A 16950-nucleotide genomic window follows, 5' to 3' on the forward strand; every position below is an offset into this window, starting at 1 on the left:
GTCGCGTCATGGGGTCACCGGGGCGCCGGGCGCGTACGCGTCGAGGGCCTGGGCGAGGTCGTCCGGCGGGTCGGCGGGGACCAGCCCGCCGCCGGTGCGGGTCATGCACGCGATGGTCTGCCGTCCGCGTGCCACGAGGCGGGCGGCGCCCCGGCCCGCGAGGTAGTAGTCGAAGTCCATGGTGATCCGGCCGCCCCGGCGTTCGCGGAGGCTCATCCGGACCGAGACGGTGTCGAAGGCGTGCAGTTCGGCGTAGTAGTCGCAGGAGCAGGACACGGTCACCAGGGCGAGGTCGCCGTCGAGCCGGGCCAGCAGGCCGGGGGCGTGCTCGGCGAGGAACAGCTCCCGGCATCTCCCCTGCCAGGCCAGGTGGCTGGCGAAGTAGACGTTTCCGGCGACGTTGGTGTCGGCGAACGTCACCACGTGGGTGACCTCGAAGTACCGTCTCACCGTTCCTCCCGGGCCAGGACGGCGAGGGCGATCGGGCGGGGCAGGCCCTCGACGGACACGACGGCGGAGATCACGCTGCCGGTGCCGGCGCGCAGCCGCACCCAGCCGTGCTCGTACACGCCGTCGACGGTGAGCGGCCCGCCGGGGGCGCGACCGTCCTTGGCCAGGCATTCCCGCACCGTCCACAGGCGGGTCAGGACGCGGGTCTCGGGTTCGCCGGTCATGCCGCGCAGGTGGGCGGCCTGGTCGGGCCAGGGGGCGAGGCCGCGCAGCCGGTCGAGGTCGTCGGCGTCGGCCTCCCATGCGCAGTCGCAGGCGGTGGGCGCGGCCCCGGAGACGGTCAGCAGGACGTCGCCGAGGCGGCTGCGGCAGGGCCCGTCGGCGTGGCGGGCGGACGGGCTGCGCCCGGTGGCCCCGTCGGGGCCGTCGCCCAGGGCCATCGTCAGGCGCACGTGGGCGTCCGGGAGCAACGCGTCGAGGTTGCGCTGCAGGTACGGCTCCAGCAGGACGCGGCCGAGCCGGTGCGGACCCGGTTGCGGACCCACGTCGCGCAGCCGCAGGCCCGTCCAGCTGACGACGGGACGGCCGTCGCCGTCGCGCAGCACCACGTCGTAGGTGTACTCGGCGCCGGTGTGGGAGCGTTCGGACGCGGTCAGGAGCAGGTCGCCGGGGGCTGGGGCGTCGCGGTGGACGGTGAAGGCGTCGCAGCCGACAGGAAGCAGCCGCCGGTGCGGCACGCACGCCTGGAGGACGTGGATGGAGGCGTCGTTGCGGAACGGGTCGCCGAGCCGGACGTCCGCGGGCTGCGCCGGCCCGAACGGCGCCCCGGCCGGGCCGGCGCCGGTGAGGATCGCGGTGCAGCCCTTGTCGGACAGCCGTTCGTAGCGTCGCAGCCGCTGGTAACGCGGCCCGTGGAAGAACAGCGGCCCGTACAGGGCCCGCCCGTCGTGGGGCGGGACGGGTGCGCGGCCGGGTGCCTCGTCGGGCAGGCCCGGCGGTTCGGCGGCGGGCGCGACCACGCCGGTGAAGTGGTCGACGGCGAAGTCGGTCTCGTCGCTGCGCAGCGCGACGCGGACGGTGCCGTCGTCGTGGACGAGCGCGCACACCCGGACGGTGCGCGCGCCGCCGTCGTCCGGCACGGTGACGGGCCGGACGAAGCGTCCGTCGCGGACGGCGACGCCGGTGCCGCCGACGCGCGGGGGGCCGGTGAGCACGGCGGCTGCCTGCGCCATGGCCTCCAGGGCGCACACGGCGGGCAGCACGGCCGTGCCGTCGAGCCGGTGGTCGGCCAGGTAGGGGTCGTCGTCCAGGCTCAGTTCGGCCTCGGCGACCAGCTCGACGCCCGGTGTGCAGGCAAGGACGCGACGCAGGAAGCGATGCTCCCCCACCGGGGCGCGCCCCGCCGCGTCCAGTTGCGGCAGGCGGCCGGTCGCCAGCACGGTGGACGAGTCGGGCGCCCCCTCGACGAGCCGGGTGAGCAGCCGTACGCCGTTTCCGGCGGGCAGCGGCGTGACTCCGCCGCGGATCAGGCCGTCGAGCACGTCCAGCCGCTCCCCCATGCCCGCGCCGGACCACACCGTCCAGTCGACGTTGCAGACCCTGCAGCCGGGGAGCCGGGCCGCGGTCACCCGCGCCAGTTCCCGCATGCGGCCGTTGGCCAGCGCGTAGTGCGCCTCCCCGGCCAGGCCGAACCGCCCGATGACGGATCCGAACGTGATGAGCAGGCGCAACGCGGACGTGTCGAGTTCGTCGAGCAGCATGCGCAGGCCGCGTTCCTTGGGCGCGCTGTGACCGGCGAACGCGGCCTCGTCCAGGTCGGTGAACCGCGCCGGGCGGTTGACGCCGCCGGCGTGCAGCACCCCGGTGACCGTGCCCAGCCGGGTCGTGATCTCCTTGACGGCAGTACGGAGCGCGGCCTCGTCGGTGACGTCCGCCGCCGCGTAGTGGAACGTCGCCCCGGCCGCGCGCAGCCGGGCGAGGCCGGCGCGCAGCTCGTCGTCGGTGCCGGGGTCGGCCCGTCCGAGCAGCCCGAGGCGCACGCCGTAGGACGCGGCCAGGTGGGCGGCGCTCTCGAGCCCGATGCCCTTGCCGCCGCCGGTCACCAGCAGCACGTCACGCGCGTCGAGCGCGATGCCGGCGGCTGCGGGGCGCATCGGGCATGGCGTGAGGACGCAGGGGCGGCCATCACCGTCCACGACGAGTTCCGCGTGGCCGCGCCAGGGCACGGCCAGGACGTCGGCGATCGCGCCGGCGGCGCCGTCGCCCGCCAGGACGCGGATCCAGCGGACGTCGAGGCGCGGGTGCTCGCAGGCCAGCGCGCCGACGAAGCCGGACGCGGTGTCGCCGTGGTCCACGACGGTCAGGGGCGTCCCCGACCGCACGGCCAGCCGCGCCGCGTCCAGCAGGGCGGCCACCGCCGCGTCGCCGGGGTCCTCGGGCAGGAACGCGGCGACGGCAGGGGCGGCGTCGCCGTCCGTGTCGAGAAGGGGTTCGACGGCATGGCGCAGCGGCCCGTCGCCGAAGACCCGCCAGGCGTGGCGGCGCCGTTCGCGCGGCGGCTCGATCCGGTGCGGCTCCTCGACGAGCAGGCGGTGCCATTCGGCGACGCCCGCCGGGACGCCGCCGGACGCGGGTTCGGCGCCGGGGGCGGGCGGGAGCGCGGCGATCACTTCGACGAGTCCGCCGACGGTGGAGTCGGCCAGCGAGGGCGGCGCGGCGGGGACGGCGCGGCCGCAGCGCTCGGCCGCCCGTGCGGCCAGTTGCGCGACGCGCAGCGAGTTCAGGTGCAGGTCGCCGAGCAGGGTGTCGGCGTCGCCGATGGTGTCGGCGGGCAACTCCAGGGCGTCGGCGACCAGGGCCCGCACCGTCGACGCCACGCCGCCGTCCGGCACCGCGTCGGCGGCGGCCGGGGTCGGGGCGGCCAGGGTCGGGGCGGCGAGCTGTGGACGGGGGTCGCGGCCGCGTTCACACGGGCTGCCAAGGAACTCCGGTTCGCGCCACAGATCGAAGGGGCGGTGGAAGCGTTCGGCGAACAGCGCGCCGGGAAGGTCGCTGACGGCGCCCGCGGCGAAGAGCACGGCGACCGCCCGGCACAGCGGCCCGGCGGACTCGGCGCCGGTGTCCAGGGCGACCACCGGCAGGCCGCTGATCTCGGCGGCGAGCCCGGCCAGCGCGTGCCCCGGGCCGCACTCGACCAGCAGGTCGCACTCGGCGGCCAGCCCTTCCACGGCCGCGCGGAGGCGGACCGGTTCGGTGACCTGGCGGGCCAGCACCTCGCGCAGGTCGTCGGCGGCGGTGAGGACGTCGCCGGTGACCGTGGAGTGGACGCGATGCCGAGGCGCCGCGATCGGTGTGCGGGCCAGGTGACGGGTCAGCTCCGGCACCGCCGCCGCGACGGCGGCGGTGTGGAAGGCGTGGCTGACCGGCAGCCGCCGCGCGGCGATCCCGGCCGCGCGGGCGAGTTCCAGCACGCGGGTCAGCTCGGGCAGCGCACCCGCGACGACCTGCGCGGGGCCGTTGTCGGCGGCCACGCACAGCCCCGTGCCCTCGATCAGCCCGGCGACCGCGTCCGGTGGCGCGCCGATCGCGGCCATTCCGGTGCCGGGCGTGCCGTGCTCGGCCATCAGGCGGCCGCGCACGCGCACCAGCTCGCGCGCGTCCGGCTCGGCCAGCGCCCCGGCCCAGCACAGCGCGGTGATCTCGCCGAGGCTGTGCCCGGCCGCCGCCGCGGCCTCCACGCCCAGGCGGGCCAGCCAGCGCAGCCCGGCGACGGACGCGCCGAACACGGCGGGTTGCGCGACGGCGGTGTCCACGGCGTCGGCCGCGGCATCGCCGAACTCGTCCGCCGCGTCGGGGAACACGATGCCGAACGCACCGGCGCTCGCCCGGACGGGCGCGCCCTGCCCGGGGAACAGCAGGCCGATCCTGGAGGGGGCGCCGTGGCCGAGGAACACGCCGCGCTGCTCGGCCCAGCCGCCGTCGAGCGCCCCGGGCGGGGGCTCGTCCAGCAGGCGTCGTGCGCGTTCGGCGCGGCGGGCCAGCTGCTCGGGGTCGCGGGCGACGATGGCGGCGCGCCAGGGCGCGTCGGCGCGGGACGACGCGGCCAGGGAGGCCGCCAGGTCGGTGTGCTCGGCGCGGGACATGGTGGCGGCGCGCACGACGGTGCGTTCCAGGGCCGCCGCCAGCGCGTCGCGGGTGTCGGCGGCGTAGGCGAACACCTCGGCGTCCAGCCCGGGACGGGCGACACGGCGTTCCACCGGTGTCAGGCGGCGGGCGCGACGCGGCGCGGCGCCTTCGAGGACGACGTGGGTGTTGACGCCGCCGAAGCCCATGGCGCTGACGGCGGCGCGCAGCGGGGCGTCCGGCCATGGCGCGGCCTCGGACGTGACCTGGACCGGTGTCCGCGGGGCGCGCAGGAGCTCGTGCGGCTCCCGGCAGCCGGTCGTCGGCGGGATCACCTGGCGGCGCAGCGCCATCGCGGCCTTGATGAGCCCCGCGGCACCCGCCGCCGCCTTGGTGTGCCCGATGTTCGCCTTGATCGACCCGAGCGCGGCGGGTGCGCGGCGGCGCGCGCCCGCGTGGACCTCGATGAGCGCGCCGAGCTCGGCCCGGTCGCCGACCTCCGTGCCGGTGCCGTGCCCCTCGAACAGCGCGACGGTGTCGGGGCCGAAGCCCGCACGGTCGTAGGCCCGCCGCATGGCCAGCAGCTGCCCGTCGCGTTCGGGCCGGGTCAGCCCGCCGCGCCCGTCGGACGACACGCCCCAGCCGCGGATCAGCGCCAGCGGCGCGAGCCCGGCGTCGCGGGCGTCGGCGGCCCGCATCAGCGCGACCATGCCGCACCCCTCGCCCGGGAGGAACCCGGTGGGACTGGCGTCGTAGACGCGCATGGCCGAGGTCGCCAGCGCTCCCGTCCGGGCGAAGCCGACCAGCTCGAACGGGTCCAGGCTGAGATCCACGCCGCCCGCGAGGACGAAGTCGAGGTCGCCCGCCGTCAGGGCCGTGCACGCCGAGGTGACCGCCAGCAGCGACGAGGCGCACGCGGCGTCCACCGTGAAACCGCCGCCGCGCAGGCCGAAGTGGTTGCACACGCGGCCCGCGATGGCGTTCGCCAGGCCGCCGACCAGGCTTTCGTCGGTGGGCTCGGCGAACGGCTCCTTGTAGCGGCGCTCGGCCCGGCACAGCGCCGTGTCCAGGTCCGGCCCGGTCACACCGAGCGAGGTCAGCGTCTCCCCCAGCACGCGGCGCACGTAGGGCCAGCGCAGCCGCATGACCGCGGCGCGGCTGAACTCGCCGCCCATGCTGTTGCCCAGGATCACGCCCGCGCGGTCGGCGTCCAGGCCCCGGGCCTCGGGGAAACCGGCGGCGGCCAGCGTCCGCGCGGCCACGTCGAGGGCGAGCCACTGCGTCGGGTCGGTGACCGCGAACGTGGCGCCGGGAACCCGGTGCCGGGCCCGGTCGAACGACCAGCCGTCCAGCACGGCCGCGCGGCGCACGTAGGTGAGGTCGGGGGCCTCGCGGTCGCCGCGGCCGTAGTCGGCCAGGTCGAGCCGGGTGCGCGGCAACGGCCGGAAGGCCCTGCGTCTGGAGAGCGCCAGTTCCCACAGCCCGTCGGGGCTCGGGGCGTCGGGGTAGCGGCAGCCCGCGCCCACGATGGCGATCGCGTCGCTCGTACCGCTCACAGCTCACCGTGCCTTTCGGACGCGGCGGCAGGGCGCGGGGCCGGGACGCGGGCGGGCATGGGGAGGGGGGCGCGGTCGCCCGCCCGCCACCGCCGCACCGCCGGCCGCGCCGCCAGCCACACGCCGCGCAGGCCGCACACGATGACCAGGGCGAAGAACAGCCCGTACACGACGTGGAACCAGACGAGCAGCCCGTACGCCGCCGCGGTGGCCGCGCCGAACGCGACCTGGTCGCGCGGCCGCACCGGGGTGGTGCCCGGGTCGGTGATCATGTAGTTGGTGAACAGCACGAACGCCACGCCGGTCATCACCAGCAGGGCGCTGGCGGTCGCGGTGCCCTCCACGGCGGTGCGGACCACGGCCTGCGCCGCGAACCCGCCCACCCAGGCCAGGATCAGCGGCATCCTGCCGGTCAGCATGGCGTTCAGCGCGGTGCCGGAGGCCAGGATCAGCGCGGGCACCACCCAGTCGAGCGGGCCGCCGATCCACTCGGTGAACTGGTAGGGCGGCGCGATGCCGACCCACGGGAACAGCACCAGCACGGCGGCGATGCCCAGGTTGGAGGGGTTGAACACGTGCCGCGTCCGTCCGTCGACGCGGACCCGCAGCAGGTACTTGGACGTGATCGCGACGGTCACGGCCAGCGCCACCGGGCCTAGGCGGCTGTTGGCGTACAGCAGCATCGCGCAGGCCAGCCCGGTGATGTGCGCGGGCAGCAGGAAGTCGGCCACGGCGCGGACGCCGCCGCCGTACTTGACCGGACGCCGGTGGGCCCATGCCTCCACCGTCTCCAGGCCGAGCTCCAGCGCGTAGGCCACGGCCAGGGCCATCAGGGGGGTCGCGTACGCCTGCTCGAAGCCGAGCACGGTGTGGCCGAGAACGGTGAACACCGAGATGGACACCGCGAACCGGCGCAGCGCCATGATCCGCGGCTCCCTGGTGGGAGTGGGGGTCACGATGCCTTCTCTCGGATCGAACCGTCGGAGGCGAGCACCAGGTCGTGCCAGCCGGGCGCCAGGCGGATCCGCCCGGTGCGCAGGACGCCGCAGGCGTCCCGCCAGCTCACGGTGACCGGCGCGGCGGCCGTGCGGGCGGTGGTGCCGGCGGGCAGCCCGAACAGCAGGTCGGGCGAGGACACGCCCGCGTGCCCGTTGGCGGGGTACGCCTGCCGGACCCGCACGCCCCTGCCGCCGGCGTCCACCCGGGCCGCCGCGCCGATGGCGGGTGTCAGCGCCACGCCGGCGGAACCCCGGGAGGCGTCCTGGCAGGTGCCCGCGGGACGGAGCAGCCGCAACCCCAGGTAGGGCGGCCGGGCGGCGCGGGTGTTGCGGTAGAACTGGGACTGCCGCCACTGGTTGGCGACCGCGAAGTCCAGCCGTCCGTCGCGGTCGACGTCGGCGAGCGCCAGCCCCCGGGACACTCCGGGGTCGGCGACGCCGAGCCGCCGGGCCAGGTCGTGGAAGCGGCCGTCCGCGCCGCGTACGAAGAACGGGTTGGGGTCGTCGCCGGAGACGTCGTCGCGGCCCGGCGCGAAACGCGGCCACGCGCCGGGTCGGGCCAGCAGGTCGTCGTTGGTCATCGCCAGCTCCTGCAGTTCCGGCCAGCGGTTGACCCGGCCCCGGACGAATCCGGTGGCCTGGAGGATCTGGTCGGTGCCGGTGCCGGCGAAGTCGCCGGTCTTGACGTCCCAGCCCCAGCCGGAGCGCGACAGTCCCAGCGACTCGCTGTGGTCGTCGTAGTGGGCGGTGCCGCCGCGCAGCACGTCCCGTCTGGTGCTCAGCCAGGCGAAGTTGCTCTCCAGCAGCCCGTACTGCTCGGTGATGTTGCTGACCACCATGTCGGGCACGCCGTCGGTGTTGAGGTCGGTGAACGCGACGCCCATGCCCTTGAACGAGTCCTTGCCCAGCACCTTCGACTTGGGGGTGGTCAGGTGCCGGGTGCCCTCGACGAGCCGCAGCCGCACCCGTCCGGGCTCGGACTGGTTGCGCAGCAGCCGGTCGGGGCCGAAGTCGTTGGCGAAGTACAGTTCGGGGCGGCCGTCACCGTCGAGGTCCTGCGCGCCCGTGGCCAGCGTCCAGCCCTTGGCGACCCGGTCGGGGAACGGCTGGGGCACGGCGCCGAACGAGGCGTCGGGCTGCTCGCCGCCGGCGCCGGAGCGCCACAGCAGGATGCGGTTGACGCCCCCGTTGTAGGCCGCCGACATGGAGCGCTGCATGACCAGCTCGCTCTGGCGGGCCGCGGTGTCCAGCACTCGCGCGCGGTCCGGGAAGTAGTTGCCGACCACGATGTCGGTGTGGCCGTCACCGTCGACGTCGGCCAGCGTCACCGCGTTGGTGTTCCACACCTGGTACGGCGTGACCAGCTCACGCGGCGCGAACGCCCTGGCCGTGCCCAGGGGCGCGGGCGTGCGCAGGAACAGCACCGGTGAGCGGCCCCAGTAGTGGACCATCACGTCGGGGCGGCCGTCCTCGTTGTAGTCGCCGGGCGTGCAGCCCATCGGCGCCATCGTCGCGTCGTAGGGCAGCGCGCCGGCGGGCGTCAGGAGCGTCGCGGGGAAGCGGGCGCCGGTGTGGGGGACGGGGGCCAGGGTCACCGAGTCGTCCCGGGGGTCGACGACGCAGAACTCGTCGGGGCGGCCGTTGCCGTCGACGTCGGCCAGCGCGACGGCCGCCCCGACCGAGGAGATCCAATGGCGGATGTGCCGGTACGCCGGTGCCACCGCGCGGACCTCCCGGGGCACGACCGCGTCGTTCAGGGGGACCCGTTCGAAGGCGAACCGGGCGGCCAGCCGCCGCAGCTCCGCCTGCGAGGCGTCCGGGAGGGTGGCCACCTGCCAGGCCACCAGCAGCAGGATCACCGAGCAGATCTGCACCAGGCGGGCGCGCGACCGGGCGATCACGCCGCGCCGCCCTGGGCCCGCCAGGCGCCGCGGATCTCGGCACGCCACCGCTCGTAGCGCCCGGCCGGGTCGTCGCCGTCGCCCACCGTCCGCAGGGCGTCGTCGGTCCAGCCCGCGGCGACCGGGGCGGTCACCCCGCACAGCGCTTGAATCGCCGCCTGCGACGCCTTGGGCACCTCGCCGGAGAGCACGTGCGCCTTGGCGGCGAACGCGGCGCCCTGGGCGAGGTGGTCGCGGTATCCGGCGGCCGCGCCGGTCAGTTGCGGCAGCCGCGGTGCGGGCAGCGCGCCGGTGTAGGCGGCGGCGAGGCCGACGCCGGCCCACAGGTCGGCACGGCGCCGTTCGGGGAACGCGGCGATGACGCCCGCGATCCGCTGCGGGTCGGCGCCCGCGTGGAACCACAGCGCGCGTCCGGCGCCCTGGTCGCGCACCGGGGCCGCCGGGCCGCGCGCCGTCCGTTCGACCCGCTGCCGCCCGAAGACGTCCCCGGGCCGGAAGTACGCCTGGTGGAAGCCCCATCCGTCCCAGGCGAGACGGCGCAGCAGCCCGTCCCCGAAGCGCACCGTGCGCCAGGGCGGCAGGTGGAGGCGCGCGAACGCCCAGCCCGCCCCGACGTGGAGGAGGTGGGTGTAGCGCCGTCCGGGACCGTCGGCCAGTCCGGCGAGCCTGCGGCCACGGGACGGGGTGAGCAGGTCGAGCAGCGTGCGGCTCATCGCCGCGCCCTCGTAGGCGAAGCCGCGGAACTCGTGCGGGACGTACGACAGGTCGAGCTGCCCGCGCGGAACCGCGAGCGCGGCGTTGTAGCCCGACGCGAAGGCGCGCACCGCCGAATCGAGCCGGTCGCGCACCTCGGGATCGGCGGCGAATTCCCCGCCCCTGGGCCGCAGCGTTTTCGCGTTCAGCATGAACGGCCGCAGATGCCGGGAAATAACGGGCGTTTTCTGCGCATTCTGCGTAGTGACCATTGCCACCCCTCTCGCGGGCACCGCCCGCGACGTGGTCGGCTACAGGAAGGTAAAGCGCAATTTATTATGACCACCACGGAGGTGGCCATGTCCGGACGGGTAAGCAATGCCGACCCGGTGTCAGAACAGGACTGGCCCGTTCGTCACCATTTCCGCCGCCGGGTAAAAGCTGGTCAAACTCCGTGACAGGGGGCGGGGTCAGGCGTCTCCGGACAGCAGCAGTCCCTGCATCGCGTACGGCGCGGCCTCCATCTGGAAGTCCAGCGTGGGGTGGTGCCGCCGCACCGCCCCCTCGGCCGCCAGCAGGCACAGCATCGGGAAGACGAACTCCGGCTCGGCGAACAGCCGGTACCGGCGCTGCAGGTCGAACAGCTCCAGGCAGAACGCGGGCAGGTCGAACTCCGCCGCCGTCCTGCCCTCGGCACGCTCGACCAGGTCGGCGACCCGGCGGCGGAACGCGCCCAGGTCGGCGCCGGGCTCGACGCGCCGCACGCTGGCCAGCAGCGCCCGCGCGCACAGCTCGCCGTCGCCCCGGATCATGCCGCCGAAGAACTCGGTGAACCGGCGGCGCGCGGACGCGCTGAGCGCCACGACGAACCCGGCGTCCAGGAGCACCACGCCGCCTCCGCGCACGAGGTACACGTTGCCCTGGTGCAGGTCGGCGTGGACGCGGCCGGTCACGAACAGCATCCGGTAGACCGCGCGGACGAGGCGCGTCACCGCCTCCCGGCGTTCGCCGCGGGTCAGCGCGCACTCCGCGCCGCGGTCGAGGCCCTCGACGAACTCCATGGTGATGACGCCGTCACCGCACAGTTCGGGGACCACGTCCGGCACGACCACGCCGGGGACGTCGGCCAGGTCCGCGCGCAGCCGCCGCAGGTTGGCCGCCTCCGCCGCGAAGTCGAGCTGCCCGGTCAGCGCCTGCGCGACCCGGGCGGCGATCTCGGCGAGCGGGACGCGCCGCAGGAACGGCAGCCGTCCGGCCGCCGCGGCGGCGCCGCGCAGCAACGCCATGTCGGCCGCGAGCGCGTCGCCGACACCGGGACGCCGCACTTTGACCGCGACCGCGCGGCCGCCCACCCACGCCCGGTAGACGCAGGCGATCGATCCGCTCGCCACCGGAGGCGCCGCGCACGCCGCGGCCAGCTCCGGCGGCGCACCCGGCAGCCCCGCGCGGACCGCGCGGACCGCTTGCCGCGCGGTCATCGGCGCCACGTCGTCCTGCAGCCGTCCGAGGGCGTCGGCGACGGTCTCCCCCACCAGGTCCGGTCGTGCCCCCAGGAACTGCCCCGCCTTCAAGAAGGCGCCGCCGAGCCGCTCCAGCACCCTCGCGAGTTCCTCGGCCCCGCGCCGCTCACGTCTCCCCCGCCGCGTCAGCGCCGTGCGCACGGCGGCGGGCACCGCCAGTGCCACCACGCGCACCGCCCGCCCGGCACACCGCGTGCCGACCTTCACGCCTCCGCGCACGGATCAGCCGTCCTGGCCGGTGAGAGCGCGTTCGAGGTGGTCGCGCAGGTCCGCCGGGTCGTGGTCGAAGGCGTCCTCGGGCACCGTGACCGGATCGCCCGCCCGGTGGAACTCGGTGGTGCGGCCCGACGGCGGCAGCGACACGCGGACGCGCCGGGGCAGGCCGCCGCTGTCGGGACGGCCCGGTTCGGCGATCTCCCAGCGGCGGACCGGCTCGCGGCGGCGTTCCACGCTGCGGGCCACCACCAGGCCGGTGCGCGGGTCGGTCGCCTCGGTCACCGTCAGGCCGGGCGTGCTCGCCGGACCGAGGTAGCAGCACGCCCGCGCGTCCGGCCAGGCGCTCCAGGACATGTCGGTGTCCCGGTCCTCCGGGGCGGCGCCCAGCCGGGGGTAGCGCCAGGCCATCAGGTCCAGATAGCCGATCTCCGTCAGCGGCAGGCATCCCAGGACCTGCCGTTCGACGACCCGCACGGAACGCGGCATCGTCGGGACGAAGGTCCGCACGTCGCACACGCGGCGCGCCGGGTCCTCGCTGATGCGCACCCAGGTGCCCGCGAGGGTCACGGGGGCCAGCACGAACAGGGCCGTCTCGGCGGACCCTCCGCGCAGCCGGCGCGCGATCAGGTAGCGCATGGGGCGCCGTCCGATCGACGCGCGCACGGCGAACCCGAACGAGGTCAGCGGACCGGCGTCGAGGTTCGGCCGGTCGCCGAGCCCGTGGCCCGCGCGTGGCGGCGCGGTCGCGGCCTCGCCCGCGGCGGTGGCCGTCGTGGCGGTTCGTGCCTCGCCGGCTCGTGCCTCATCGGCGCCCATGCTCACCCCGTCCCGTCGATGGCGGCAGTTCACAGAAAGTGAAGGCGTGATACAGGAACGTAGTCAATACGGGGACCGCCCGCAGGGCGGCGACGGGTCAAAAATGAGGCGGACGCGTCAGCCGACGAGCCCGAGCAGGCGCGAGCAGCGCAGGACGGCCTCGCCGTCGCCCTCCATCACCAGCCGCTTGGTCAGCGTCGCCTCCAGCGGGCTCAGCCGGCCGGCGCCGATCTCCACGAACGTCACCGCGTCGGTGTGGACGGTCAGCGCGGGCTCCCCGTCCGCCTTGCCGTGGGCCACCGACACCCGGCCCTCCCGCACCGTCACGTGGAAGACCTCGCCGTCGACGCGGAACTCGTACTGCTCGTCGACCTCGGCGGCCGAGGGGTCCACCATCGCCTCGACGGCGAGCATGGTCCAGCGCGGCCGCACGGCGTCCTCGGCCGCCGGCGTCGACAGCACGCCGAGCCCCCAGCGCGCCAGGGCGAGCACCGCCTCGCGCAGGCCCTCGCCCTGCTCGGTCAGCTCGTACAGCCGGATCTTGGCGCCCTCCTGGCGGCGCTGCCGCACCAGCCCGGTCTCGGTGAGGAACTTCAGCCGGTCGGCCAGCAGGTTGGTGCCGATGCCCGGCAGGTTGGCCAGCAGCTCGTTGTAGCGGCACGGGCCGGTGAGCAGCTCACGGATGATCAGCAGCGTCCAGCGCTCGCCGACGATGTCGAGCGTCCCGGCGAGCCCGCAGTACTGTCCGTAATTGCGGCGCTGTTGCTTCACGGCTCGTTCCTCCCCGCTTCCACTTGACAAGTGTATTCCTTTGCGGGTCGATCCGGCCCGACGCGACGGTGCTGACGCGTCAAATCCGCTTACGATTCGTATAGTTCCCCGGATCTGGTGGAGGTGGCCTTGGCGGCACCGTTCGACGCCCTCCCGCTGCCCGACCTCGCCGACGCGGCTCTCGGCAGGGCCGCCGGGCTGGGCGCGCGGCACGCCGCGGTCCTGGTGACACGGGTGCGGACCGGCACGGACCTGCTCTACGACGGACGCCCCGCCGGCGGACACGACGCGACGGACACCGCCCTCGGTGTCCGGGTGATCCGCGACGGCGTCCAGGGGTTCGCCTCCACCGACGACATCGGCACGTCGGCGGCGGCGGACGCCGCCGCGCGGGCGGTGTCCCGGGCCCGCGCCTGCCGGGCGATCACGGCGGTGCCGTCCGACCCGGTGGACGAACCGGTGCATCGCGACACCGGCTGGTCGTCGCCGTGCCGCGTCGACCCGTTCGGCGTCCCGCGCGCCGAACGGGCGCGGCGGCTGGCCGACTGGAGCCGCCGGCTGCTCGCCCACCGGCCCGTGACGCACGTGCACGCCAAGCTCGTGGCGGTCCGGGAGGAGAAGTTCTACGCCGACCTGGCGGGCACGGTGACCGTGCAGCGGCGGGTCCGGATCCATCCCCAGGTGACGGTCCTGGGCGTCGGCCCGGGGACGGCGGCCTCGTTGCGCACGGCCGGGCCGCCGACCGCGCGGGGCCTGGAGTACCTCGACGGCGACGGCTGGGACTGGGACGCCGAGCTGGCCGCGCTGCCCGGCCACCTGGCCGGCAAGCTGCGGGCGCCCGCGGTCGAGCCCGGCGAGCGCACTCTGGTGATCGATCCGTCCAACCTGTGGCTGACCGTCCACGAGTCGGTGGGACACGCCACCGAGCTGGACCGGGCCCTCGGTCACGAGGCCGGGTACGCGGGCACCACCTTCGCCGATCCCGCCGCACGCGGGGTGCTGCGGTACGGGGCGAAGCCGATGAACGTCACGGCCGACCGGACGGCCGAGCACGGCCTGGCCACCGTGGGCTACGACGACGAGGGGGTGGCCGCGCAGGCGTGGGACCTGGTCCGCGACGGCGTGCTCACCGGCTTCCAGCTGGACCGGAGCACCGCGCGCCTGGCCGGGGCCGAGCGCTCCAACGGCTGCGCGTACGCCGAGTCGGCGCGGCATGTCCCGCTGCCGCGCATGCCGAACGTGTCGCTGTGCCCCGCGCCGGACGGGCCGTCCACCGAGGAGCTGATCTCCGACGTCACCGACGGGCTCTACCTCGTCGGGTCGGGCGGCTGGTCGATCGACACCGAGCGCCGCACCTTCCAGTTCACCGCCCAGCGCTGCCACCGGATCCGCCGCGGGCGCCTGGCCGGGCAGGTCCGCGACGTCGCCTACCAGGCCGACACGCTGGCGTTCTGGAACTCCCTGTGCGCGGTGGGCGGCCCCGCCGACTACCGCCTGTTCGGCGCCGACCTGTGCGGCAAGGGCCAGCCGGTGCAGGTGGCCGCGGCGAGTCACGGCTGTCCCCCGGCCGTCTTCCACCGGGTCCGGGTCGTCAACGCCGCCCGTGAGGCCGGTCTGTGAGCGAGTGCCCGAAGGAGGCGGCGCGGTGAGGCGAGCACAGGACGTGGCGGAACGGGCGCTGGCGGCGTGCGGCGCCGACGAGTGCGCGGTGATCGTCGACGAGTCGGACGGCTCCTTCCTGCGGTGGGCCGGGAACTCCATGACCGCCAACGGGACGGGACGCGAGCGCCGCGTGACCGTCGTCGCCATCGTCGGCGGCAAGACGGGACGGGCCGTCGGCACCGTGTCGTGCGGCGGCCCGGCGGCCGACGCCGCCGGCGAGGTGGCGCGGGCCGCCGAGCGGGCGGCGCGGCGCGCCGTGCCGGACCCGGCGGCCCCCGCGCTCCCGCAGGGCCGCGAACACGGCTGGGACGAGCCTCCGGCGGATCCCCCGCCCGACGTGCTGGACGAACTCGTCCCGGACCTCGGGCGGACGTTCCGCCGGGCACGGGCCGAGCGGCGCCTGCTGTACGGGTACGCGGAACGCCGGGTCACGACGACGTACCTGGCCACCACGTCCGGCACACGAGCGCGGCACGTCCAGCCGGCGGGCGTGCTCGACCTGACGGCCAAGACCTCCGACCACTCGGCGTCCGCCCGGGCCGGCACCGGCACGACCGGCCGCTGGGACGTCGCCGGCATGCACGACCGGTTGCGGCGCAGGCTGGGCTGGTCGCGGCGCCGCGTCGACCTGCCGCCGGGATCGTACGAGGTGCTGCTGTCCCCGTCGTGCGTCGCCGACCTGATGATCCACCTGTACGGGGCGGCGGGCGCGGCGGACGCCCTCGGCGGCCACGGCCCGTTCGCCGCGGACCCCGGAGGCACCGGCCCCGGCGGCACGGGGCTGGGGGTCGGCGAGCGGCTCACCGACCAGCCTCTGACGCTGAGCGGCGACCCGGCCGCGGCGGGGCTGGAATGCGCCCCGTTCCTGGTCGCCCGCTCGTCCGGGCCGGTGGTCTCGGTGTTCGACAACGGGGTGCCGCTGCGGCCGACGACCTGGATCAGCGGTGGCGTGCTGACCGCGCTGGTGCACACCCGGGCGTCCGCGCGGCAGGCCGGTCACCCCGTCACCCCCTGGATCGACAATCTGGAGTTGCGCGGGGAGGGTCCCGGGCGGACGCTGCCGGAGATGGTGGCGGCGACCAGGCGCGGGCTGCTGCTGGGCTCGCTGTGGTACCTGCGCGAGGTCGACCCCCGGTCGCTGCTGCTGACCGGGCTCACCCGCGACGGCGTCCACCTGGTCGAGAACGGCGAGATCGTGGGGGCGGTGAACGGGTTCCGCTTCAACGAGAGCCCGGTGCGGCTGCTGGAACGCGTCACGGAGGTGGGGCGCACCGAGCGCACGCTGCCCCGGGAGTGGGGCGACCACTTCACCCGCGTGGCCATGCCGCCGCTGCGGATCGCCGGCTTCACCATGTCCGCGGTCAGCGCCACCCCGTGACACCGGTCAGGGCGCGACGGCGCGCACGCACAGGGCGGTCGACGGAAGCGGGATGACACCGCCGGCGGCGAACGGCGCCACGGCCGCGCCGACCGCCTCCCACGTCGCGGGATCGTCCTCCGAGCCGTAGCGGTCGCGGAGCAGGCCGAGCAGCCGGGGCGGCGTCATCGCCTTGGTGATCTCGACGTACTCGCCGGGGCCGTCCAGCCGGAACGGCACGGTGAACGCGGTCACCGACACGTCCTGGAAACCCGCCGCGATCAGGTCGGCGGCGAGGCGCCCCGGGTCGGACATGCTGAACGGGCCGGGCAGGCCGGGCGGTGGCGAGGGCAGGTCGAGCCGGTCGGCCAGCACCCGGTACCCCAGCGACATCATCGGCGCGGCCTCCGGCTCGGCCCACACGGCGGCGGCCAGCACACCGCCGGGCACCAGCACCGCGCGCAGTCCGCGGAACGCCGCGACATGGTCGACGGCGAACATCAGGCCCAGGCGGCTGAGCACCACGTCGAACGCGCCTTCGGGCTGGCCGAGGTGCTCGACGTCGCCCTCGGCGAACGCGACGTTGCGGCACCCGTGCAGCCGGGCCCGCCGGCGCGCCACCGCCAGCATCGCGGGCGAGATGTCGACGCCGACGACGCATCCGCCCGGCCCGACCGCGGCCGCGGCGTTCAGCGCCGGTTCGCCGATGCCGGTGGCGACGTCGAGCACGCGCCGGCCGGGCCGCACGTCCGCCAGGTCCAGCAGGCGGCGGGTCAGCGCGGCACCGCCCCGCTCGAAGATCTCGTGGGTGGCGTCCCAGCCCGCGCTGATGGCGTTCCAGGACCGCCGCTGCTCGGTCTTGACCTGCTCGGGGTCGATCACGTGTCC

11 protein-coding genes are annotated in these 16950 nt (G+C 75.8%); 2 read left to right on the forward strand and 9 right to left on the reverse strand.

The annotated features are described in order from the left end of the window. Window positions 1-6: 6 nt before the first annotated feature. From ABZ801_RS23750 to ABZ801_RS23785, 8 genes are all read right to left on the reverse strand, one after another. Complete coding sequence (locus tag ABZ801_RS23750) at window positions 7-450, reverse strand: acyl-CoA thioesterase (RefSeq protein ID WP_360701344.1); 444 nt, start codon at window positions 448-450, stop codon at window positions 7-9. Further along, a complete protein-coding gene (locus ABZ801_RS23755) occupies window positions 447-6128 on the reverse strand; it encodes an SDR family NAD(P)-dependent oxidoreductase (protein WP_360701347.1) in 5682 nt (1893 codons plus the stop codon). Before ABZ801_RS23755 ends, ABZ801_RS23750 begins: the two co-directional genes overlap by 4 nt. Further along, complete coding sequence (locus ABZ801_RS23760) at window positions 6125-7084, reverse strand: enediyne biosynthesis protein UnbU (protein ID WP_360701350.1); 960 nt, start codon at window positions 7082-7084, stop codon at window positions 6125-6127. Before ABZ801_RS23760 ends, ABZ801_RS23755 begins: the two co-directional genes overlap by 4 nt. Next, entirely contained in the window at window positions 7081-9027 is a 1947-nt protein-coding gene (locus ABZ801_RS23765) for a VCBS repeat-containing protein (RefSeq protein ID WP_360701352.1), read from the reverse strand. The genes ABZ801_RS23760 and ABZ801_RS23765 overlap by 4 nt, the downstream gene beginning before the upstream one ends. Further along, on the reverse strand, window positions 9024-9932 hold the full coding sequence (locus tag ABZ801_RS23770; RefSeq protein WP_360701355.1) for a DUF1702 family protein: 909 nt from the start codon (window positions 9930-9932) through the stop codon (window positions 9024-9026). The genes ABZ801_RS23765 and ABZ801_RS23770 overlap by 4 nt, the downstream gene beginning before the upstream one ends. Before the next feature lie 258 nt (window positions 9933-10190). After that, complete coding sequence (locus tag ABZ801_RS23775; protein WP_360701358.1) at window positions 10191-11447, reverse strand: AarF/UbiB family protein; 1257 nt, start codon at window positions 11445-11447, stop codon at window positions 10191-10193. A gap of 15 nt (window positions 11448-11462) precedes the next feature. Beyond that, complete coding sequence (locus ABZ801_RS23780; protein ID WP_360701361.1) at window positions 11463-12272, reverse strand: hypothetical protein; 810 nt, start codon at window positions 12270-12272, stop codon at window positions 11463-11465. Window positions 12273-12389: 117 nt separating this feature from the next. Further along, complete coding sequence (locus tag ABZ801_RS23785) at window positions 12390-13043, reverse strand: winged helix-turn-helix transcriptional regulator (RefSeq protein WP_360701363.1); 654 nt, start codon at window positions 13041-13043, stop codon at window positions 12390-12392. Between the two features lie 129 nt (window positions 13044-13172). Here ABZ801_RS23785 and ABZ801_RS23790 point away from each other — a divergent pair, with 129 nt between their 5' ends. Next, window positions 13173-14663 carry a TldD/PmbA family protein gene (locus ABZ801_RS23790; protein ID WP_360701365.1) on the forward strand — a complete coding sequence of 497 codons (1491 nt, stop codon included), beginning with the start codon at window positions 13173-13175 and terminating at the stop codon, window positions 14661-14663. Window positions 14664-14688: 25 nt separating this feature from the next. Beyond that, complete coding sequence (locus tag ABZ801_RS23795) at window positions 14689-16083, forward strand: metallopeptidase TldD-related protein (RefSeq protein WP_360701368.1); 1395 nt, start codon at window positions 14689-14691, stop codon at window positions 16081-16083. Window positions 16084-16089: 6 nt separating this feature from the next. Here ABZ801_RS23795 and ABZ801_RS23800 read toward each other — a convergent pair whose 3' ends face one another. After that, window positions 16090-16944 (reverse strand): class I SAM-dependent methyltransferase, encoded by an 855-nt coding sequence (locus ABZ801_RS23800; RefSeq protein WP_360701371.1) that lies wholly within the window; start codon window positions 16942-16944, stop codon window positions 16090-16092. Window positions 16945-16950 lie beyond the last annotated feature (6 nt).

This window comes from Actinomadura sp. NPDC047616 (genome assembly GCF_040642915.1).
GTDB classification, from domain to species: Bacteria; Actinomycetota; Actinomycetes; order Streptosporangiales; family Streptosporangiaceae; genus Spirillospora; species Spirillospora miaoliensis.

What these genes read in the sequence shown, in the direction of transcription:
- ABZ801_RS23770 (WP_360701355.1), bottom strand. Translation starts at nt 9,932, where the DNA reads ATGCTGAACGCGAAAACGCTGCGGCCCAGGGGCGGGGAATTCGCCGCC.
- ABZ801_RS23780 (WP_360701361.1), bottom strand. Translation starts at nt 12,272, where the DNA reads ATGGGCGCCGATGAGGCACGAGCCGGCGAGGCACGAACCGCCACGACG.